The 23684-nt window shown below is 44.1% G+C and carries 15 protein-coding genes; all 15 read left to right on the top strand.

Translation table 11 applies throughout. The annotated features are described in order from the left end of the window. Complete coding sequence (locus QFZ80_RS00200; protein ID WP_307544624.1) at positions 1 to 1425, top strand: ATPase, T2SS/T4P/T4SS family; 1425 nt, start codon at positions 1 to 3, stop codon at positions 1423 to 1425. A 3-nt stretch (positions 1426 to 1428) separates the two neighbouring features. After that, positions 1429 to 2418: a type II secretion system F family protein gene (locus tag QFZ80_RS00195; protein ID WP_307544626.1), complete on the top strand. Its 990-nt coding sequence runs from the start codon at positions 1429 to 1431 to the stop codon at positions 2416 to 2418. A gap of 15 nt (positions 2419 to 2433) precedes the next feature. After that, positions 2434 to 3363 carry a hypothetical protein gene (locus QFZ80_RS00190; protein ID WP_307544628.1) on the top strand — a complete coding sequence of 310 codons (930 nt, stop codon included), beginning with the start codon at positions 2434 to 2436 and terminating at the stop codon, positions 3361 to 3363. A gap of 14 nt (positions 3364 to 3377) precedes the next feature. Continuing rightward, positions 3378 to 3518 (top strand): hypothetical protein, encoded by a 141-nt coding sequence (locus tag QFZ80_RS00185; protein WP_307544630.1) that lies wholly within the window; start codon positions 3378 to 3380, stop codon positions 3516 to 3518. A 56-nt stretch (positions 3519 to 3574) separates the two neighbouring features. Further along, on the top strand, positions 3575 to 3751 hold the full coding sequence (locus QFZ80_RS00180; RefSeq protein ID WP_307544632.1) for a hypothetical protein: 177 nt from the start codon (positions 3575 to 3577) through the stop codon (positions 3749 to 3751). 98 nt (positions 3752 to 3849) lie between these two features. Continuing rightward, a complete protein-coding gene (locus QFZ80_RS00175; RefSeq protein WP_307544634.1) occupies positions 3850 to 4026 on the top strand; it encodes a hypothetical protein in 177 nt (58 codons plus the stop codon). A gap of 63 nt (positions 4027 to 4089) precedes the next feature. Next, complete coding sequence (locus tag QFZ80_RS00170; RefSeq protein ID WP_307544637.1) at positions 4090 to 4266, top strand: hypothetical protein; 177 nt, start codon at positions 4090 to 4092, stop codon at positions 4264 to 4266. 184 nt (positions 4267 to 4450) lie between these two features. Next, entirely contained in the window at positions 4451 to 4921 is a 471-nt protein-coding gene (locus QFZ80_RS00165) for a hypothetical protein (protein ID WP_307544639.1), read from the top strand. Between the two features lie 16 nt (positions 4922 to 4937). Then, positions 4938 to 5513 carry a hypothetical protein gene (locus QFZ80_RS00160; protein WP_307544641.1) on the top strand — a complete coding sequence of 192 codons (576 nt, stop codon included), beginning with the start codon at positions 4938 to 4940 and terminating at the stop codon, positions 5511 to 5513. A gap of 58 nt (positions 5514 to 5571) precedes the next feature. Continuing rightward, positions 5572 to 6129, top strand: coding sequence for an HD-GYP domain-containing protein (locus QFZ80_RS00155; RefSeq protein ID WP_307544643.1), 558 nt, complete (start codon positions 5572 to 5574; stop codon positions 6127 to 6129). Between the two features lie 204 nt (positions 6130 to 6333). Then, positions 6334 to 7560: an S-layer homology domain-containing protein gene (locus QFZ80_RS00150; protein ID WP_307544644.1), complete on the top strand. Its 1227-nt coding sequence runs from the start codon at positions 6334 to 6336 to the stop codon at positions 7558 to 7560. Positions 7561 to 7658: 98 nt separating this feature from the next. Further along, positions 7659 to 10967: a hypothetical protein gene (locus tag QFZ80_RS00145; RefSeq protein WP_307544646.1), complete on the top strand. Its 3309-nt coding sequence runs from the start codon at positions 7659 to 7661 to the stop codon at positions 10965 to 10967. After that, the gene (locus QFZ80_RS00140; protein ID WP_307544648.1) at positions 10865 to 14437 is read left to right on the top strand and encodes a glycoside hydrolase family 78 protein; all 3573 of its coding nucleotides are present in this window, start codon (positions 10865 to 10867) and stop codon (positions 14435 to 14437) included. The genes QFZ80_RS00145 and QFZ80_RS00140 overlap by 103 nt, the downstream gene beginning before the upstream one ends. Before the next feature lie 456 nt (positions 14438 to 14893). Then, the gene (locus tag QFZ80_RS00135) at positions 14894 to 16099 is read left to right on the top strand and encodes an S-layer homology domain-containing protein (protein ID WP_307544650.1); all 1206 of its coding nucleotides are present in this window, start codon (positions 14894 to 14896) and stop codon (positions 16097 to 16099) included. Between the two features lie 30 nt (positions 16100 to 16129). Then, positions 16130 to 23464, top strand: coding sequence for a CARDB domain-containing protein (locus QFZ80_RS00130; RefSeq protein ID WP_307544652.1), 7335 nt, complete (start codon positions 16130 to 16132; stop codon positions 23462 to 23464). Positions 23465 to 23684 lie beyond the last annotated feature (220 nt).

The raw sequence follows: 23684 nt of genomic DNA, 5'->3' as shown, positions 1-23684 counted from the left end.
GTGACGGAAACTGTGATGAAAATGAAACCGCGTATTGCCTTCGATTCATATAAACATCTGCAAGATATTCGACAAGCGAAGGCAAAAGAACAAGCGAGTTCATCCCTTCGTCTCATTCATCTTGGAGAGGGACGACGCATTCCTTTATCTCAAGCTGTAGAGATAGTCCATAAGCATTTAATGGATCGGCAGCAGAAGGATCAAGAATTATATCGAGACATCCTTGCGGCGGGCCTTGGTGAGATCAGTGCAAAAGACCGGATGAAAGCAGTTATCGATACGCTCATTATGGAGTATCGGATTGAAATGGATCCTGATACTTTAATAGAAGGAATGAACGCAACCGAAAGTATTTTTGCTCAAACATGTGGAGCTAGTCTTATTGAAGATTTAAAGGATCTTCCAGGTGTCGAAGAAATTCAAGTCATTGATAAGGATATTTTCCTCATTATGAAAGGGGAAACGATCCCCTATACCAAGCGAAAGTTCAATTCCACCGAAGAGGTCCTTATCTTACAAGATCGACTTGCTCTATGTGGGAAAAAGCCGATAAATGAAAACGCTCCGTGGGTACAGTCGTATTTATGGAACGGGTCGAGGCTTGTTATGTCAAGAGCGCCATACTCGGATGTGCCAGCCATACATATTCGGAATTTTATTGTTCGTGATGTCACTCTTGAAATGCTCTCATCGGTGGAGTACCGAACGATCAATTCCAAGATGGTAAAATTGCTAAAACTTTTTGTTCGTTATCACGCTTGTATGTTGATCGGGGGTTCTACAAATACAGGTAAGACTACTTTCTTGTTTGGTCTTTGTCAGGAAATCCCTGAGCAGGAGCGTATCAGGACTTTGGAATCTGATTTTGAAATTGCCCTTAGAAGAAGGTTGAAGGGAATTCGAAGCATCCTAGGTGTACGCAAAGTTGATGATATTGGCCTCACCATGGAGGAAGCTTTTAAACCTTTACTTGTCATGTCTCCGCACTGGGTTGTGCTCGGCGAGGGGCGGGGGGCGGAAATTAATCAGGCCATACAGGGAGCTCTACGTGGACATGACGTCATGGCGACAATGCATACCAAGTATCGTGAATCATTTGTCAGTGACGTCATTGATATGATGAAGCAAGACGGTCGTATTCATGATACAGAGGATGCAAAAAAACGGATTGCTCGAGCTTTCAATATTATTATATTCCTACGACTGGTAAAGATAGATGGTCAGAATTACAGAATCGCTACAGAGATCACAGAACTTTCAGTGGATGATGAAGAGAAAGTTCAGGTCAGGCCTTTGATCGAATGGGATTACCTTAACCGGGAGTGGAAACTAACGGGGCACAAAATTAGCCGTCCCCTCATGGACCATATGATTGCCAATGGTGCGAATCCGAGCGAGTTTAAAGAGCTCGGATTCTGGGAGTAGGACATGATGAGTAATCTTTTTTCTCCAATGCTTGTATCTGGGTTCGCAAAGGGACTATTCATTTCTTTGTGGATTATTGGAACGGTAATGATTGCTATTCCGGTTCTTCAAAAAATTGCCGCTGCTATTCAAAAAAGAAGAAGATTCAGGAGTCTTGGCGATCCGGAAAAGGAAATAAAAATATCTTTTCGGAAGATACCGCTCGTCGATCGCTTCGCTGTTGAAATGGAGATTGCAGAAATCAAGACGAGTGTAGAAGTTGTACTTTCGATTATGCTTGTGGGCTTGTTGGTTGGCGGATTTGGATCGACCGGGGCGATTTATCTTCTGCAACAGGCCTACGCTACCGGTACCGATCGGATAGCTTCAACGAATCCAGTGTTCTTGAGTTTATGTACAGGAATATTATTCGCTTCATTCCCTTATTTTTATATTCGCTTTCGATTACAGCGCAAGAGGCATCGCATTGCACTTCGTATGATTGCACTTGTGCAAAACTTGATCGGTCATTATCGGCCTCGCATCACGATGGCAGAACTTGCTTCAAAAGCAGGTCCTACCATGCACGCAGATGTTCGTGCCGAATGGAAGAGACTCGAGCTCTCCCTTCGCATTAAACCAATTAAAGATGCCCTTTATGAATTTGCGGAGCGCTTAGACAACCACTGGGCTGATGATCTAGTAGACATCCTCCTTATTGGGATTACGCGAGGTGTTAATGTAACGGGGGCTCTTCAAAAGTTAGTGAAGGATATGCTGACGTCAAAGAAAAATGAGGAGAATCGGCTCGCAATGATTACGGTATATCGTATCGGTACAGTGTTCCTAGTGCTTGCTGCGTTTGGTATCGTCCTTTTTAACGTTATTGCTGATCCGCCTAATTTTAAGCACTATTTCTTGGAACCATTCGGTAAATTCCTTATGGTCCTTACGTTAGTCGTTCTGATGGGATCCATGATCATGGTACTTAAATCAGGACGTAAGCGATTCTAGCAAGGGGGGGAGCGCTTGGATTTTTGGTATTATTTCTGGAATTACGGATTTAAGGGGATCTTAATAATCTGTTTTGGAGCAGGTGCCTTGTTCTTCTGGTTGCCGATTGTATCTAATATTCGGTTTACCCGTAACAGCCGTCTTGCAAGATTGCTCGAAGACTTAAGAAAAACAGAAGAAGCACAGTCGTTTTATCAAAGATTAGCTGATGATGAGGAAATGCCCTTAAAGGTCCGCAATTACTATGAGAGAGCAAGACTAGCAGGTCTTCCACACACTTTGACGCATTCGTGGTTTCAGCTTGTTCGTTGGAGTATGGCTACCATATTTACATTGTTTGCCTTTATGTCACAAGTGAGAAGTATAAACGTACTACTAAATCTAAATCTTGGAGCGTATTTCTTCATACTTCTTCTCCTACTGGCTGCGGGATTACTTGGATATTGGCTTCCATTTGTACTCGTAATGGTCTCAGCAAATGGGAAAAAGACAGAGTACCTAATTGAGATCGCTAAGTTATCTCAAAGGTTGCAACTCTGTGTCAATGAAAAGTCGGACATAAGAGAAACCTTCCTTATGGCAAGCAGACCTCTAAAACTGCTTAAGCCGCACATTCAAGAAATGGCTGCTGCATGGGGTAACAATCAAAGGGCTGCTATTGAACGCTTTAAAGATTCCGTTGGCATCTCGGAGGTATATCCTCTCGTGAATGCCCTAATATCGCTAAGCGAAACGGAAGCTAAAGAGATTGTCGAAGTTCTGAAAAATGAGGCCGAAAACATAGATGCTACTCTGGAATCTGATGTTAATCGTCGCATTGAGAACGCGCCAGTATTTATTAGCTTTTATATCATGATTCCTTTTGGAATTGATGTAGTCTTATTTTTATATCCGTGGCTTACCTCCATTAGCACTCAAATTATGACGAGTTTTACAACTCCTTAGGAGGTCCTTTCATCATGACAAAGCTTCTTGTTACGTTGCTTGTATGCGCACTCCTTATGGGTGTTTCAATGTATGTGTTCGGCTCACAGATCTTACCTGCTACTGGAACAGCCGGCACTACTCAGCGTACAAATATTCAGAACGCGTTTAACTAAGCCTTCCAATGGCAAATCGCAAAGCAAATTAAACAATTCCATAGGAGGAATTATTAATGACTAAACTCGTGGTTACTCTTTTGGTCTGTGCATTGCTTGCAGGAGTCGCTTTGTATGTTGGAGGGACGAGGGTTGCCCCTGCAGCAGTAACGAAATCCGGCGGTATAAATACTGCTGTCACAGGATCTTCAGTAGACGAAACTACTGGAACTTTCACAGGAACAGCACCTTGATTGTTCTTGAGAACGTGCTTAAATTATTTCTACCACATAATCCGAATACCAAGCATTTTTAATATGAATTTATTCTTATCTAAATGGAGGAGTTTTCAATGACTAAACTTGTCGTAACTTTGTTAGTATGTGCACTGCTTGCCGGAGTCGCATTGTATGTTGGAGGGACAAGGGTTGCCCCTGCAGCAGTAACGAAATCTGGTGGTATTAATACCGCTGTCACAGGTTCTTCAGTTAACGCCACAACTGGAACGTTTACAGGAACAGCGCCTTAATTGTTCCCCGACTTAGTACTTAATGTTTCTAATAATTTTCATAACTAAATGGAGGGGATTTATTTGACAAAGCTTGTTGTAACTTTGTTGGTATGTGCATTGCTAGCCGGAGTTGGATTGTATGTTGGGGGGACGAGGGTTGCCCCTGCAGCAGTAACGAAATCAGGAAATATAAATACGTCCGTTACCGGAGCAACCGTGAATACTACCACGGGTGTAGCGACGGCCACGGCCCCCTAAGCTATGTCAAAACTCATTATTACTCTATTATTGTGCACGTTTATTTTCGGAATTGGGATTTTCATTTTCCTTGGTAATGGTGGCATCGTACAAGATCTCCAGAATGGCCATAGTCAGATTACCAATAAAGCCCGAGGTTTTGACTATAATACCAATTAGAAAACAGGACAGAAGTGATGGATGTATGACAAAGAGCAGATTTATCCGAGTTCTTACTAACGAAAGGGGCATTGCGAGTCTCCTTGTGACCTTGCTTGTAATGCCCATCCTTTTATTTTTATGCTTTGCGATCGTGCCCTTTTTTGTTTACGCAATGCGGCTCGATCATATGCATATGATTGCTAACCACGCTTTGAAAGAGGCCGAAGTAGTAGGACACGTAAGTCCATCAGTCATAACCAATACAAATGCGCGTCTAAATGCATTGGGGTTAGGGGCAGTTACAGTTGGAGGAACAAGTTACCCATCTTATACAGGCAGTACATCGACGAAAGTTCTAAGGGACGCCGCAGATCCTACCATTACACTAACCTTAAAATACCCTGCTCCTAATTTGACTAAAATGCTGGCTGCAATTCGAGGTTCGGGGAGTAGCTCTACCAACGAAGGTTATTATGTAATAACCCTTTACGGTAGAAGCGAAGCATACAATTGATGAGGAGGGAATTAAGTTGAATTGGCTGACTGCACTTCGCCGGCGAAACCAAGTTTTATTTCGCGAGCAGCGCGGTGGCGTACATATCTTATTGTTTTCCCTTCTTGCTATATTAGCAATTGTATGGATGTGGGTGGTTATCGTGAACTGGATGCTCCAAACGGTTATCACTGACAAAACTAAGCCCCTTATAGATCATGCAACTCACGCCGCATCTTTAGATATAGATCCAGTACAAGCAGCAAAGGGACTTCTTGTCTATAACACCACGGCAGGTACAAACAGTTTTTATAAATACTTACGTCTTAATATGCGGCTCGATTCTACGAACATTCCTGTCGCAGGGAGCTATTTAAGCCAGGCGCCGGTTGTTCATTGGATTGAATTTGTAACGAATCCAAGTTATCCATTTGTCATTCATCGGTCGATCATAGCAAATGGCGGAACATCGGCGCAGGTTACCAGAAACATAGATGTTACAATCTACGGTCCATCGGTTGTGGCTATTGTAGAAATTCGTCAAAATTTAATTGGCTTTGGAAGACAAGAGCCAATTGTCATTAGTAGTGTAGCAAACGTCCGGTTCCGATAACGACATCGTGTTAAAAGCATCCCGGATAAAATAAAATTGGATATCGGGCGGTGAAAGGATGGCTGACTATCTCATATTAGAACGGCTAAGGAAACATCACGCAGAGACTTACTACCATTCTCTTCGCGTTTCACAGCTCTGCTTCCAGGTTGCACAGATGATTGGAATGGATCATGATCAAAGCATCTCTGCGTTACGGTCAGGTCTACTTCACGATGTAGGAAAAATGAATATACCTGATCATATTCTTTCCAAGAAAGGCAAGTTGATGGAATCTGAGTACCAGTTTATACAGAAACATGTTGAATTTGGAGTGCAGATTTTGAAAGATAACGGCTACGAGCAAAATATCATATCCGCCATAGAAGGCCATCATGAGAGAGAAGATGGATGTGGTTATCCAAAACAGATTATTCCGGAAGATGCATTATCCAAGATCGTGGCTGTATGCGACGTATATGATGCCATGACGGAGAAACGATCCTATAAAGAATCCTTACCAAAAGAGTTTGTACTTGAACAAATGGAAATCGGAAAAATAGGAGCCTTTTACTTGCAATATGTAGAGGCTCTAAGATATACAGTTTTGTCAGTTTCAAAAGCAAGTTCAGAATAAAAAATGGCAGAGCGTGTCCAAAATCGTTGTACCAAATGGGATTTGCATGTGATATCATTTAGGGTAGATCAGTACTACCTTCCGCAAGCAAGCGACCCTATGGGTGCAGCGTATGCCATGACAGAATTTTTCTGTCTGTCAAAGACGCGCCTCATAGGGTTTTTTCTTTTGGCAATTAGCGAGAAGAGGCGGGCTGAAATTCATATGAAAAGTGAGTTGATTATGATGATATGGAAAAAGGCTTTTCTCATTGGAGCTGCATTTAGTGTGATGGCTGCTTCAGGTTGTAAGGCAAGCGGAGGCGATCAAATAGCAGTTGCGAACTCAACGCAAGCAAAGGTTGATCTCGTAGACATATCTGATCATTGGGCAAAGGATTCCATCTTGAGTGCCGTAAACAAAGGATATGTAGATGGCTATGAGGATCATTCCTTTAAACCGGATTTTAACTTAAGCCGGGGCGAATTCATTAAAATGGTCGTAACGGCCATGAAATTACCTGTAACAGCGACGACAAATGGTGGAATGTGGTATGTGCCCTATGTGAATGCAGCGAAAACTGCAGGGATTTATCAAAGTGGAGACTTTGATATTAATGAAATGAATCAAGAGATTAGTCGCGTTGATATGTCAAAATTGTCCTTGCGTGCAACCGATAAAACGTTGCAGAATCCAGTCTTGAGGATGGATGATGTTTCTGTTATGTACAACGCCGTAAAGAAAGGTCTGATTCAAGGCCTAATCAACGGGGAACTCGGACCAGAGAAAACCACGACTCGAGCACAAAGCGTAACGATCATCGAACGCATATTAAGGGTACAAGCGGGAGAAAAGCTCCCTACTGACAAGTATGCTGCAAGCAATGCCGAAATTGCGCTAAAGAAAACAAATATTTTCTCCATGGCACCAAGCATTTTTGGCGGTGATCAAACAACCAAATGGGATCCTACTAATCTCTTTATTGCAAGTTCTGATGGAAAGTATAAGGGAGTGATCGACAGCCTAATCCTTATCGATTTGGCGGACCCGAACGATCCCCACCGTTCACTTTTGGGGGATTTCAATTCCTTACGTTGGTTAGCAAATAAGGGGCCGGGAAAGGATCCGTTCGTTAAGGACTACCCCGATAGTTATGTTTTATTCTTTAATATGCATAACGAAGTAAATGAGGATACGGACAAGTACGTGGCTAAAATACCTCGTATTAGCATTCATGGGTTTAGTTCACCAGATCAGACTGCGTTAAAAGATGGGACACTAAACTCACTTGCAGTGGTTTACCGAAAAACTCCTTCTGATTTGCCGGCTTACGTTATCCCGAAAAGTGGACTGCAATCAAGGAGTGGTCGATTCACTATTGATATGAACGTACCGACCCGCGAATCCATGCCAGAAGTGAAAGTAATTTTTGGTGCCCTTTTTACAAATTAACAAGCTCAACTAGGGAGGATCAGTCCTCCTTGGATTGACCATTTGCCAACGTAAGTGATCAATCCAAGTGGGATTGGGAATCAAAAGGAGGTGAAGATATGAAGAAATTGAGAAAGAAATTTCCATACATCTCACTAACATTTATTGCAATTCTGTTATTTCTGGGGGCGCTGCTGTCCGTTATTAGTAAGTTCTCATCAGCCGAGGCAGCAACGACACCACCGCAGTCTACGGTTGACGTTCAATATACATCGTCTTCGGGATATACAGTAGGAAGTGAAATGTTTGATGCTACACCGACGCTGGCGACTGATAACTTTAGCATTACAGCACCTGTTGGGTATGTCATCGATAACGTTACGGTAACACAAGTTGACGGGACGACTGGAACGGTATCCCCAGAGCTAGGCTCATCTAGCAATTGGAAGGGTCAATCGACTTGGACAGGCAAGGCTATTGTTCCGGGTCTTCCGCAAACTGTATCGTCAATAGGTAACAACTCGGAGCAAGGCTATTGGGCGTGGTACAGATACATAAAGAACGACCCTCGCTCGCCATATTGGTACGCCGATTTAAATTTTTCAGACGGTTCCTCGCAAAAGGTGAAGTCAAAACCGTCAGCCTATCCCTCTGATCCCGACACCATTGATAGTGACGGGACAGGATTGCCAGCGTATCCCGGGTTTACATCAAGCAGCTTTGGAAAGTCCCTTCAATTAGTGGCTGCTAGGAATAAGGCATACTATTTAGGTTCTACGTATATCCATTCTACGGCGGTTGCTTCATCTTCCGTCCGTGCAATCGACAAAAGCCTAGATACCGCTAAACCTATTGATGGTCCGGCGGGAGTAGATTCCGGGTACACGATGCCATCCACGATTCCGAGTTTTACGGTTGCAAGTGGGGGCGATTCAGATCACTATAACATCGATGCTGTCGTTGACTTCAACCAGGCGAGTTACTACTCCAAGCAACTGAATTCGCCAGCAAATGGGGCCGCAGTGATGGTATACTACTATGCCTTTACGGTGGACTTAGAGGGGACAACATACCGTTATCGTCCTAAAGTGAATGTCACATTTGCGCCGGCACCGACTACAGCAGACCTTGGAAATTTAGCCGTAACATCAGCAAATTCTTGCTTTACACCTGGCACTGCTGAAACATTCAACTTCTCTTTCCAGAACTATGGGACCCAGGACATTAATTCTACGATTACAGCCCATGTTAGAGTAGATGGAAGTCCTCTGCAAGATTTCACTTATGGTTCCGGGCTTAGGGCAGGACAGAAGGCGACAGGGAGCTTCACTTACACCTTTTCAGCTGCGACGACGAAGTCATTCACGCTGATCGTAGATTCCCTTCCGGGGGAAAGCAATACTTCTGACAATATCCAGAGCTTTATGTTCACGGCTAAGTCGACGTGTATGTCTCCAGAAACGGTAACGGCGGATTTTATTGTCCAAAAGCCGTCGATTCCATTCGGTGATAAAAACGGGATTCAAGCTAACAATATCTCGGTTTCTGGAGGAAGCGGCTGCTCCATCCAAGAGGTAGCGTATACGATAACACAGAATGGGAACAGTGAGGTCAAAAAATCGACATCTGCCTTCTCATTTGATATTGGTGGGTTTACGCCTCAACCGAAATGGCTATCGGTAGGTACTGTCACAGTAACGCTAAAAGTCACATCGACTTGTGGCGGGCAGGCAACAGCAGGACCGAAGTCGTTTGAAGTTACAAAGCCAGTATCATGTACACCTTCCAATAATGCTCCTCAGTTTAAAGCGGGATTTGTTTACCATGGAGCAAGCTCAATGCCTTATGCAGTAGACACGGCATTCCCAGGAGATTGGTTGGATGTACAAATCATACAAGATACAATATCTGACCCGGCGACTCCGAGAGATCCTGATGGTGACCCGTATTACTTCTATTGGGACTGGAGCGGAGCTGCTGCCAAGGATTCATGGCTCAAAAAATACGTTGATGATTACGATCCTTGGGAGTATGAAGAAAGGTATTCCTTCCCATTCTCCATGCGATTGACGAGTGCAGAAGATGGTACGCACTCAATTGATGTTTACGCTACGGACCTTTGTGGCAACACATCAATGAGTAAGGCCAGCGTGACCGTCATGGAGCCGAATCCGATTCCGGCGATTACATTGCCACCGAAGGTTGTAGAGGGTAGACCATTCAGCCCAGACATCAGCGGCGCAAGCAGTTGGAGTCCTATGAAGCGTTCCATTACAGGTTATGATTGGCATAATACAAAGCAAGCAGTTTATCCAAGCGCAGGAAATTACTCGATTAAGCTGGATGTCACAGACAGCGCGGGACTAAGATCGCTTTCTCCTGCAAATGCAACGCTCAACGTTTTGCCTGATCTTCCGCCTATAGCAGATGCAAGCTTAGCATCTAAAGGTCTGCGGGGCATCGCGATGAATATGCACGACAGTTCATTCAGTCCTGATGGTGATACTATTGTTAAGCATGTGAATACCATTACTTGCGATACAAATTTGAATGGTGTCTATACCGACGATCCTGTGACCACCGTCACACCAGATGGTAGTGGTAATTTCACATTTACTCCTACTGTACTGTCTTCTTGTAAATTGAAGATTTATGTTGAAGAGGATTGGGGTAAATCAGCAACAAAAGAATTCCTTTTCACCGTAGTGAATCAGCAGCCAACATTAGCAATTGATGTAAAAGGCGATATGCCCGCCCCACCCGTTGTAGAGGGTGTGAATTACAACATGCAGGAATTGCTGACCGACACTTCCAGATTTAAAGTTGACGATGCCTACAGTGCTAATCGCCTTGCTGGGATGTATTATGACCCAACTGAAAAAGCGTTAGCTGCGCCTGCTAGGTCTTACAGTCTGTACTCTGTACCAACTAATGGGACATTCAGTATGGCCACAACAGGTTATGACATGTATGAGTATGTTTGGGGAACTCGTGGTCAGACATATGTACCGATGGGTGAGAGGGGCTCGAAGGATTCTTGGTATAGGTTTGCTACCGACGGTTCTTTCATGTGTTCTAGTGCTTGTTGGACACCATATGGCTATTATTTTAGTGTCTTCGATGCAAGAACCAATACCGCTAGAACAATGTCCAGTACCGACTCTACTCGTATTTGGGAAGCCCATGTCAATCCTGTGGCGGACATGTTGTGGATGCGTAGTTACAATCACCCACGCAGCTGCAGTAGTGATTACTGGAGATGCCCATCAATGGGAACTGTTACCGACCGCTATTCAAGCTTTCCAACGTTGCCTCAGGAAACTATGTGCCATATCAAACAACAAGTGGACCTTATCAGGGAGCACATCAAGCTGGGCAATATGCCTTCTGGATGGTACCTGATAACGCACCTCCAGCGGGTTGGGTAAGTCCTGCTCCGGTACCTCCAAAGCCAGTAGACACACCACCGTTTAACTTTATCAACAATGGTGTCAAGTCCACTGTTCCTACGGCCATCAACCAGAAACGAGATAAGGCAGGTAACTTCTACGCCTTTAAGTGTACTTCCTCGAAGGTTGGTTATGGTCAGGATGATAACGGGAACACTACCTATATAGATAGCTTCAGCTGTAACCTACAAAAGTATAGTCCTGATGGTGGGACAGCCCTGTGGACAGGTGCCAAGACCTATATCAACTACGATAGCGGTTGTTGTTACTGGTCTGTAATGACTTCTTCACCATATTTGGATATCGTGTACCACACTGCTGATAACAAGAGATTGATTACCAGTGATGGAATATACGATAACGATACAGGGGCATATATTGGGCAGGTGCCTGGCTTTGACTATTCTGGGTTGAAGGGTGTGAATCAATATCCTGCCAACGGGTATGGTTATGGGCAGATCTACAACAACATGTTTGAAAAATCCTATCAAGATGTTGTTTACTATCAAAGAATCAAGACGGTTTCTAGTTATAACTGTGGAAGTGACGATAGTAGTACCTGCTATAACTATGTAATTATGCACACCTTGTATAACATAAAAACTGGGCAGATTGTTTTAGAGATTCAGGGCGCAGCGTATAACAGTGATAGTGATAACAATCAGTACTTCCGTACTACAGGGGTATTGACTTCTGACGGTAAGTTTGTACTCCCACTTACTGGTTATGTGCGGAAAATTGTACCACCGTACACATGGGAGCAAACATTTTCTGCTATCTCTATGAGGGTTTATGACGTGTTAACGGGAGACAAGCTTATGGAGTCCCCGATGTTTGAAAACTTTGCAAAATCGGATAGGTGTAGTACTTGGGGTGGGGATATCCAAACTATCCTGACTGGCGATGGTGAGGGTTATTTCCGGTGGAGCAGTGATGATGAAAGTGATGGTAGCTTTGATAACTTCTGTTACTCGAGTCGTAAGTTTACTTTCTCTGGCTCTAGTACTAGTGACGGCAAGTTCAGTTATGGTAACGTCGTTGATAACTCGCAGACTCTGGCAGATGGTTCTATGTATGTTTCTGTTAAGTATACAGACACTACATTCAGTGATCAAAATGGTGCTGGAATAACCTTCCGTGCGCAAGATAATAAGAACTATTATCAAGCTGAATTGACCACTCAGGGAGTTGTCCTAAACAAGGTCGTTAACGGAGTACGAACACAATTGGACAAACAAACCAATCCGTTAATACCTGGAGTCTACTCCGATCTGAAGGTCAAGGCAAATAAGAATCATATAACTGTATATGTAAACGGCGTTCCTTTGATCGATGTCTATGATTCACAGTTTTCTAGTGGTAAAGTTGGCATATTTGCGAGTGCACCCAACTTGTTCATGAAGAGGTTCCATATCGAAAAGTATCCAAACAACAGCACGACTGTTGATAACGTGGTGCTTGTCGACTCAACGATCCAGTACAATGTGAACTTTACGGATCCAGAAAATGATCCCGCCATTCCGCAACTCGGCAAATGGACATACACCAATACAACACCTCAGAAGTTTCTCGATGCGGGGGATGGAAAGTCAGATACGAATGCAACAAATTCGTATGTGGATAGGGAAGTGAATTCTCCGATTGCGAGTATTAACAAGGTTGGGATATTCAAAATCAGCTTTACGGAACCAGACGATCCTGCACCTGTAGGAAAGCGATATCCCGATAACACTTACGCCGCATTTCGAAGCTTCGCAGACCCTGATACCAAGTTAGTTGCCGTTCATCGGAAACCGATTAGCTTCTTCACGGTTAACCAGAATGCAGACTTCACGCTAACTTGGAACGAAGGCGGCTACGACCCAGACAGGTGGTTAAGCTCAACTAACTATTCGACCGAAAAAGCCGAATTTGCTACAAATCGCGGTATTTACCAACGCATGTATGGTTATACCGACCCTGATGGAAATGTTGTAAGTGGAATGCTCACTCGTCCTAGCAAACAAGGGACATATACCTTGCGCGAAGCTGTTGCAGATGAATATGGGGCTTGGAGCGATTGGCATGAGACCTCAGTATTTGTTCTTACACCACCTCCGAACAATCCGCCAAACGTGGTACAGACTTTCCCAACTGGGACGCAAAGTAGTCCAGACTACGTAAGCTCACTTACACCGACCGTTACTTGGACTCAGAGTGATCCGGATCCAGGCACCATTTTCACGCAAGCGAGAATTTTGGTGAAGGACGAATTAGGGAACACGGTCATCGATCGAACCGTCACTCAAGGCACGACGTCAGCGAGTGGTTCATGGCAACTCGACACTGCTTTGGCTGTTGGAGCCAAGTACCAAATGCAAGTAATGATCAGTGACGACGCCGGGGCATGGAGTCCATGGTCAAGTATCGGATGGATCATTACAAACCGTCCGCCAAGTTCCACAATGACTTATCCAACCGGTGCATCCGCAGCGAGCCCGACGATCGTGAATACGTTGCGACCAGGATTCACTTGGAGTCAAACCGATCCAGATCCGGGTACGGTATTTACGTACTTCCAGTTGCAAGTAATGAATAGTAGCGGAACAGTGATTTATGACACGGGGCAGTATTTCCAAGGATCAGCGTCGGCGACGCAAGGTTGGGTTCCAACTGTAGACATGCCGGCGAATCAGCCGCTTCAAGTACATGTTCGTGTATTTGACGGGTATGCATGGTCGCCATATTCAGCATCAACGTGGTTCTTTATCAACCGTCCGCCAAGTGGTAACATAACATTCACGACGCCGATATATCAAAACGACACTCCGACTTTTACTGTGAACGTGTCAGATCCGGATGGAAATGCACTAAGTGTGAAGGTGGATATCAGTTTCAATGGCGGGGCATACACCAATTTGATGTCGTGGAGCAATGTGGCTTCGGGTTCGACGAGAACTTTCACGTACGGACCGCTGAATCAAGGAACCTATAGCCTAAGACTAACTTTGGATGATGGGTTAGGCGGTACATATTCGCAGACGTACACTTTTACTGCATTACCGCTAAGCATAACCGGACAAGTCACACACACTCCGGAGTGGGAAGCTTATCGACAGTCATGGAATTTGATGTACCCTACGAAGAGCAGAGGTGCAAATGTATTCTGGGCCGGCGAGGCCTTTGAATTATCTGCTCAGGTTACGGATACGGGTTCTTCGGCTACAAAGCCTGTAAGTGTAAGTGCAAGACTCGTGCAGACCAATGATACAGCTGCCATGTCCTCTTCGAATCGGATTAATTACACCGGCGAGATGCTGAATACGAATTTCGTCCATACACTATCAAGTGGACCGTATACAATGCGATTTACTGTTCAATGGAATAATGGACTCATTCAGACCACTGATGTCCCGATCACTATTGCGGGAAATATTTATGACGTAATTGTGAATCAGCTTAGAAGTTAGAAGAAGGATCAACTCCTTCTTCTCTTCTTTTTTCTAGTATTCGGATTTGGGGTAGAACATCGATATTATGTCAGGAAAAAATGCTTTTCCGAATTGATGGATTATATGTTGGTGGAATTAGGGTAGCTCCTTAATGGAAATCGGAAAATAGGAGCCTTTTATTTGCATTATATAAAGGTTCTAAGATATACAATAATAAATTAAAAATCATGTCGAAAATCGCTGTAGCAAATGGTTTTTGCTTGTGATATCATGGTAGGCAGATCAGAACTACCTTCCGCAAGCAAGCGACCCTATGGGTGCAGCGTATGACATGACAGTGTTTTTTTCTGTCATGTCGGTGACGTGCCTCATAGGGTTTTTTTCTTTTCCGGAAGACGATCACCTCTCAGTAACCCTTTATGCCTCAAGAGGTATGGTTTGAACTATCTTATCTTAAAAAAAGGAGAAATGATCATGGGAAAACTCATTTTGAAAAGGAAACTTGCTCTATCTGCTTCGTTAATGCTTTTATCTTTGATGAATGCAGTGCCTACAATGGCAGATGATAACCCAACTGGATTTGCAGACATGCGAGATCATTGGGCTAAAAAAGCCGTAGCAACGGCTATTGCTAAAAAATATGTTGATGGTTACAGTGATGGCTCGTTTCGTCCAGAGAACTATGTGACGGGCGCCGAGTTCATTAAAATGATTGTAACCGCAAGTGAGCTGAAAGTGTCTGGCTCAACTGAAGGAAGTCAATGGTTCGTGCCTTACATCAAGGCAGCTGTTGAAAAAGGTTTGGTTCGTGAAGAAGCAATTACGGCCTCTTTCTTGGAAAACCCGATCACGCGGCTTGAAATGTCTAAAGTTGCCGTTCGTTCAACTGACCCATCTTTGCAACAAAAGCATGTTAGTCTTAATGATCAAGGTGTGATGTATACTGCAGTAAACAAAGGTCTTATCCAAGGTTTATCTGGTGGGGAACTAGCGCCTGAAGGTAAAACAACACGTGCTCAGTCTGTTACAATCGTTGAACGTGTTCTTACACTAAACAATGGTGAAAAACTTCCTGTTGACAAGGTGGCTATTGGACAAGCTGAGTTGCAACTCAAACGCACTAATATGTTCTCTATGATTCCTATGTTTACAGCACAACAAAACGAGGGTCTAACTTGGTTGCCTGAGAAGTTAACTTACGCAACACCAGATGGTAAGTACAAAGGTGAAATTGATCAAGTCGTTGCTATTGACATGGAAGATGCAAATGACCCTAACCGTCATCTGCTGGGTGATATCAATGAGTTACATTGGTTCGATCAAACAGAGCGTTCTGGTAAGGAAATGCCGTTAGTAAAAGACTACCCTAAAAGCTATGTAATTTTGGTTAAGTCACATACTGTGTTTAATAATGACACCGAGTCTTACCCAGGTCGCTATGGTTTGGGGATGAGTTTTACTGGATTTAAGATACCGGATGAAAAAGCATTTCATAACGGAACTTTAAATACCTTGACTTCGGTATTTAAAAACAGATTCGGAGACATGGGGGCTTTTATTTTACCAAAAGATGGTGCTGAAGCTCCTAGAGGGATCGACATTCAAATTTTTGTTCCGGCCAAACCACCTGTTAAGGATATGACTCACACAATAACATCGTTGCAAACATATCAACCGTAATGGTGCTTATCGTGAGAGGGGTGGTCTAACTTGAATTTAGGATTATTAAAGAAACGTGTTAGGATGGTCAGCATTGCGCTTCTCGCTATGATGGCTTTGGAATCAAACATTACGCAGTATTTGGGCGAGGAGCTAAGAGCATTGGCCGCCTCGCCCGGCACTGTGACCTCATCTATAGCTTTCACTGCTGGTGGTGCTGAGAAGATTGGTACCAAGTACTATGCCTCCAGCAACTACTTATCGGGTGGCACTGTCAACATTACAAATGTGCCTGCAGGTAATGTCATCAAGAGGATTCTACATAATGGGGAAGACATAACACCACCTGCTGCCATTGGGGTGAAAGATTATTCTGGGGCAGTAAATGATACTCATAGCGGGACGCAGATCACTGTAGCTTCAACAGATAATAGTTCCGCGAAAGGGTATTATGCTTGGTATCGTTACATCCCAGGAGGTTCACAAGGCTCTAACTGGTATGCCGACGTTTTCGATAAGAGTGGGAATTCGGTTAAGATAAGTTGTGGTCCCTCCAACTTTGGTCCTGCAACACACCATAGGGGGTCTTCCGCACCAACGGAGTCAATTGGTGGTTATTTTATGCCAAAATTCCCAGGCTGTGATTCCACGGACTTTCCGGAGCTACAAACGCTTAGTTTGAGCGCCACAAGGGATTCTTCCAAACCGTATAAGACAGATGCAGGGGTTTCGATTGTTGATTCCGTTGTGTCAAACGTTACTGCAACTAAAGCAACTGTAAACACTGCTGTTACCCCAATTATCGGGCCAAATGGGCAGACAGGGCTACCGAGATCCTCAGCCATAACAGTAGTTGATGTTACATCAAATGCTAGTGATGCTGGCGAATACCGTGTCCTGTTCCAGCAGAAATTCACCAACTTTGTGGATGGTTTTGATTCTGAGTATGAGATCAACTCTCCAGCAAATGGTGCGAAAGTTGTTACCTACTACACCGCATTTCTCGTGGATCTACAAGGTTTCACCTATGAGTACGATGGTAATGTAACAGTTGAGTATGAAACACCACCTAATGCACCTAACATCAGCAGTGTTTCCATTACCGCACCTTCTTGTGTGCAAGCAGGCAGCTCAACATCGTTCAGTTTCAGTTTCTCTAATACGGGTGGCACAGACATCACCACAGCTTTCTCTGCCAGGGTTGTTATTGATGGCGCAACTTACCAAACATTCAACTATACAGGGTTAGCTTCGGGCACGCCTAAAACAGAAACATTCACCAAGAACTTTGCAGGTACTTCCATGTATAACGTGGCTATATTTGTAGATACCGTTTCAGGTGAGAGTAATACTGGTGACAACAGCAAGTCCGTTACCGTTACACCAGTTTTAAGTTGTGCTGCCTTACCTGTGCCAGAATCAATCACCGGTACATTCACCTTGGATAAAACAAGTATGACTTACGGTGACGACAACTGGGCAACACCTGTTGGTGTGGCTGTCACAGGAACTGACGGTAGTGGTAATGCTTGTGTCATGAACAAGTTCGGATTCATCTTCGAACAAAATGGTTTGATTGCTGATGGTGTCAGCAACACAAGTTCACCGTCTACTGGTAGCTTTGCTGGACCGCCCTATCCTAGAGGTATGGGTGAGGGTGTGGTCAATGTTACTATGAAGATTTTTTCAAGTTGCGGAGGTTCCAAAGTAGTCGGGCCACAGACCTTTACGATCAGCATTGACACTGATAACGCTGCACCATTCTTTACTCCTGGTTGGTTCGCCAACAGAAACACCAACAACTACCCAACAATTGATGAAATCGTTGTAGGCAACTTTGTTGACTTAGGTGTCGTGCTAGACAAATCCAGAACACCTAATGAGCCATACGATCCTGATGGCGATGGATTCTATTTCAACTGGGATTTCAAGGGAAGTACTGACCCTTGGATTAAAAGTTTCGCGGACACTTCTACAGGATACGGGTTTAGTGAGTTGGCATACGATGGTGACACCTATCGTAACATCAAAGCTGATGTGCTAGGTTACCACACTGTTTATGCCACAGCAACAGATAATCGCGGGGCAAAATCAGGCAGACGCTCAGCGACAATCAATGTCGTAAAACCGAATCCAATTGCTGCATGTACTGCGCCTTCTGAGGTGAAAGCAAATCACCCACTAGCTGCTAATGCAATCAATGCTGACAAGAGCCGAAGCCCAATGGGTCGTACAATCGATCATTCTAGAGATGTCTGGACTAATAAGTTACCTGTTTATTCCAACAATACCATGTCGGATATCACTGTCGCAGTTACATTGGAAAGGGTTTACGATTCATCCGGATTGGAGTCCGAGAACATCAGTTCATGTAATATTATCGTCCACCCTGATTACCCACCAATTGCCAAAATCAATGCACCTTCACTGGGTATTCGTGGTGATGGCTATGATATTTTAAATGAGTCCTACAGCACTGATGGTGACAACATCACGCAAGTGTTGTGGTATATCAAGTATGATGCTGACAATGATGGCAATCTGGATGAAGAATCTTGGACATCAATCACTGGTGATCTTAATAAGTATTCATTCAGTCCAACCAAAGTCGGTAAATACAAATTCAAACTTCGTGCAGTAGAAGAATTTGGTGCTTTTGCTGAAGCCGAGTCAGGTATCATGGATGTTATCAACCAAGCGCCTGAAGTATCGTTCGATCTTTCAGGCAATGGTCCGAACCCAGACCCGAATCCACCAACAGTTTACAAAGCTTCTGACATCCTTGCTACTTGGCCATTGGTTGCGACCAACACCAACAGTGTGTTAAGCAAGCTACCGACTTACAATTGGCAGAATGATAATGAAACTTTGGCAACTGGGGCAGGTAAAGGTAAAGAATCTCAGATATTCGGTGTCAATCGAATAAGTACTCCGGCAGGTCTCGGAGATGTTGATTCTTTCAGTGCTCCATTGAATGACAATGGTTTGGGCCGGAATGGGTTATCCATCTACAAAGCCATGACCTCCCCAACTTTTGGGTACTCACAACCTTTGTTCTATCCTGGACCAGATGGGCAACCAGCTGGTTGGGTAAGCGGAGCAACACCCGTTTCGTCCGACAAAGTGCATCTTTACTTCACAGGGTCTTCCAGTTATTCGGACCCGTCTTATAAATTCTATGCGTTAAACAAAAACAAAATTGGTCGTTATGAGGGCAAGTATGTTCAGGACACCACTTCTTGCACTTCCTGCTTCGCAACCTTTTCGTACAAGCATTACTGGTTAGATGGTAACCCATACGATTACACCTTAGACATTAATAATGTGCCGAGAAGTCAGTTGACTTCTATGAAGGATGTCCCGTACTACGTCAATTCCTCTAACACAGGAACAACTAGACAGGTGTCAGAATCAATCAGTAATGCTGCTGCGCCGTACCTTGCTGAGAAAACGGTATATCTGATATTCACAAAGATAACACCGGTCAAGTATACTCGCGACACGTCAGGCGATAGCGATCAAGATTATATCACTAGTGTTAACAGCACCATGGCGTGTAGTTTCAAGGCTTTGGATGGCACTAGAATAGCTTGTTTCGATATCCCAGGTTCTACAGGGCAATGGGGAAGTGCAACCGTTAAGGCTACACTAACTAGTGGTGACCACCTCCTAATCCTTATGGATTCTGCTGGCTATTACAGCCCTAACGGATATTTCGGAGACAGTTATTATGAGGTTGACCTTTATGGTAATATCCTAAAAGCTGGGACGATTCCTAATAACAACCCACCTGTACCAACTGTATACGAGAAAAAGTATGCACAATGGCCTTATACCGACACACCAAGAAGCTATACACCTGCTCAGTACGACACTGCATCTTGTTCTTACGCACAATATCAACAGCCTTTCCGCGATAACATGGGCAATACCTATTTCTACGAAACCAAAACATGTGTTGATTCTGCTGGTAATGCCATCAACAGCTCTGACCGAAATCTTAGGTTCTTTCCAGAACTCGGTCTTGGTGTTTATGTTGCTAAGTATGACAAGAATTTCAAAGTTGTTTGGCGCGCTAGAACTGGTGGTAACAATCTTTATTTCAGTGCTGCTTGGACTTATGACTGGCGTGACAACCTCAACACCATGATCGTCAATCCAGCCAATAACACCATCATATCAAAAACGTTGTATACTGTTGGTGGTTCATGGGGCGATAGCCGTTCCATTGTCAATAATGTGATTGACATGACAACGGGTGGCGTCTGGGGATGGGGTGGTCCGCAGGTCTCAGGTATGTCTGCTAATCTTCACGTAGACGCTTGGGGTAATTACCAAGGTGGTAAATGTGCTGCCAATATCTTCAATCAGTGCAGTAACATCAGCACAGGTGGGAATAGCGCTACATTACAAGGTAGTCTAGGATTCATGTCCAGTGCAACCCAAACAGTCAGCAAAATGTCCTTTAGCGAATATATGGGCGACGGATTACTTCTGTCAGCTTACATGTATCATTCGTGGGTCACCGGCTACAACAGCCCACCATATGGCGACACTGTGTACTGGATTGATAAGGGTCCGATAGCTGAAGCTGCTGCTGTAAACATTCAGCGGTACCAATATGGTCAATTCATCTCACCAAATGTTTTGAATGACGCGGATATCGCCTACAACTTCAAAACAGAACAAAACAAAATAGACACTAACTTATTCGGATATTCATTCCGTATGCAAGACGGTGCAAATCGCTATGCTTTGGAGTTTGATGGCACAAGCATGTATCTGTCTAAATATGTGAGCGGTGGCAGGACAGTTCTCGCTTCCGCACCATATAACATTCAGGACAGTAAAAGCTACAGCGTCAAAATCAGAACATCTGGAAATGTATTGAATGTGTGGGTCAACAAGGTTAATTACTTTAGCGATATTGTCGATAACAGTTTCCCAACCAGTGGTAAGTTCGGTGCGTTCTCTGATAAGTCATTTGTACAATACAGTGCCATGACCTCTAAGCCATACGCTGAAGCTGATTTATGGTCAGCCGACTATGCCATCTTGGACGAGGATTCCGGTAAGGCTGAGTTGAAGTATGACAACATCAAGTTCGAAGATCCTGAACTTGACCCAATTGCTGGTTCATTCGCTTGGACCTACACCCACATACCAATGTTTAGGAACAATGGGGGATTGTCTCCATTGAGCGGTCAAAGCTTTGCGTCAGGGCAACCTACTTTCGATCGAGTTGGTAAATGGGATATAGCCTTGCGAGCAAAAGATGATCCTTATCCAGCGGCGATCTTCAAGTATCCAAACATGCTATTCGACTCTTACCGGAAGAACTCCAACACCTTCAAGAAGAGTATCACAGTGCATCGTAGACCGGTAGCTGTATTCACTGCTGCTATGCAACCAAACGGTGTGGTTAACTATACCGCTAATAGCTACGACCCAGACCGTTACGATATAGGTACTGGAGGCATGGACGCAGGCTACGAAGCAAATCATGGTATCTTCGAAGAAAAATGGTATTACATCACCCCTGATGGTAATGTCATCAATTCAAAACTGGACCGCGTACAAGATTCAGGAACCTACACAATTGTCTTGCAAGTTAAAGATGAGTATGGTGCCTGGTCATGGCCAGCCACTGAAATAATTGATGTGGGTCTTCGTCCTAATAATCCACCTACGGTAATATTAACTTATCCTGGTGGTTCTGTGGATAAACCAGACTTCTTTTGTGTCGGTTGTAACCCAACCATTTCGTGGAGCCAGAATGATATAGACCCTGATACAACGTTCACCGCTTATGAGGTGTACATTGGCCAAATAACTACAGATTGGATGGGTCGTCCTGTTGAATATGACTACTACAGTACGGGAGTAAAATCTTTTACATCCAAAGCCGCTGCATACAGTTACATTGCTACCAATGTGGTTGGATCTACTAATGCAAAATGGCATATCAAGGTTCGTGTTAAGGATGAAACAACATGGTCTCAGTGGAGTAATGATGGCTATCTTGGAAGTGTGCTTCCTCCTACTGTCAGCCTGACATATCCGACTGGTACGTATGAAAATCCTTCTTCAATGGCTTCATTAAAACCAACAATTACATGGAACCAGCTGGACCCACAAAATGGCTCCATCGTGTACCAACAAGTGCGTGTGTGGAACGAATCTGGAACACTGCTCTCTAGTGGAGATACCAGCGTCCCCGTTGCGGATCGCCCAAAAACTCAGGCGTCATGGACCATGACTGCTGATGCTCCTTTGGGTGCCAAGTTAAAGGTACAGGTTAGAGTGCAGGCTGTAAGTGGTGTGTGGTCTGATTGGTCAACTGTTGGCTGGATGACTTCAAATAGTCCACCAAGTGCAAACATGACCAACCCATCAGGCACACAAGCTGCGCCTACCATATTCACAACAACCAAGCCAACCTTTGAGTGGAACCAGACTGACCCTGATGTTGGAACAGTGTTCTCCCATTTCCAAATCGAAGTAACTAACGAAGACAATACTGTAATGGTGTTGGATAGCGGTGTGACGGTTCAAGACTCCACCTCCAATACAGGAAGCTGGACAGTGCCATCTGATTTGCCTACTGGACAGAAGCTGCGTGTTAGGGTGAGAGTATTTGACGGGTATGTGTGGTCCAATTTTTCACCGCAAACGTGGTTCTTAATCAACCGACCACCGACAGGTAATATTACCTTTATTACTCCGATCTATCAGCATGACACACCAACATTTACGGTGAATGTTTCAGACCCAGATAACAATGCAATAAACGTGATTGTGGATGTCAGCTTCAATGCGGGAGCTTACACCAGTATCATGTCATGGAGCAATGTGGCATCGGGCTCAACAAGGACTTTCACGTATGGACCGCTGAATCAAGGAGTCTATACCTTGAGACTGAATTTGGACGATGGCTTGGGCGGTACCTATGTGCAGACGTATACCTTTACTGCATTACCACTAAGCATAACCGGACAAGTCACACACACTCCTCAGTGGGAAGCGTACCGACAGTCATGGAATGTGATGTTTCCTTCAAAGAGCAGAACTGCGAATGTTTTCTGGGCAGGAGAAGCCTTTGAATTATCTGCTCAGGTTACTGACACGGGCACTTCGTCGACAAAGCCAGTAAGCGTAAATGCGACGCTAGTACAGACCAATGATACGGCTGCTATGTCCTCTTCAGATCTCATTAACTACACTGGTGAAATGCTGAATACGAATTTCGATACTACGCTTTCAAATGGGCCGTATACGATGCGGTTTACTGTTAATTGGAGCAACGGACTTGTTCAGACCACCGATGTACCGATCACTATAGCGGGAGATATCTGGGATGTCATTGTGAATCAGCTTAGAAATTAGAAGAAGGAGCAAATCCTTCTTCTTTTCTTTGTTGGATGACAAATTGGTTTTGAAATGGACAATAAAGTTTAGAAATGACAAATAAAGTATTGAAATAAAAAAACGTTCGCTCATTAGCTCTGGGTGAACGTTTTTTTACTGAGTGGTTTAGAGTTAGAGCATATGATTAACAATTTAGTTGCAGCGGGGGGGGGGGGGGGGGGGGGGGGGATTAAGCTAA

The organism is Paenibacillus sp. V4I7, from assembly GCF_030817275.1.
Taxonomy (GTDB): Bacteria; Bacillota; Bacilli; order Paenibacillales; family NBRC-103111; genus Paenibacillus_E.
Note: the sequence above shows the minus strand (reverse complement) of the source record. Positions and strands in the feature narration are given on the sequence as shown.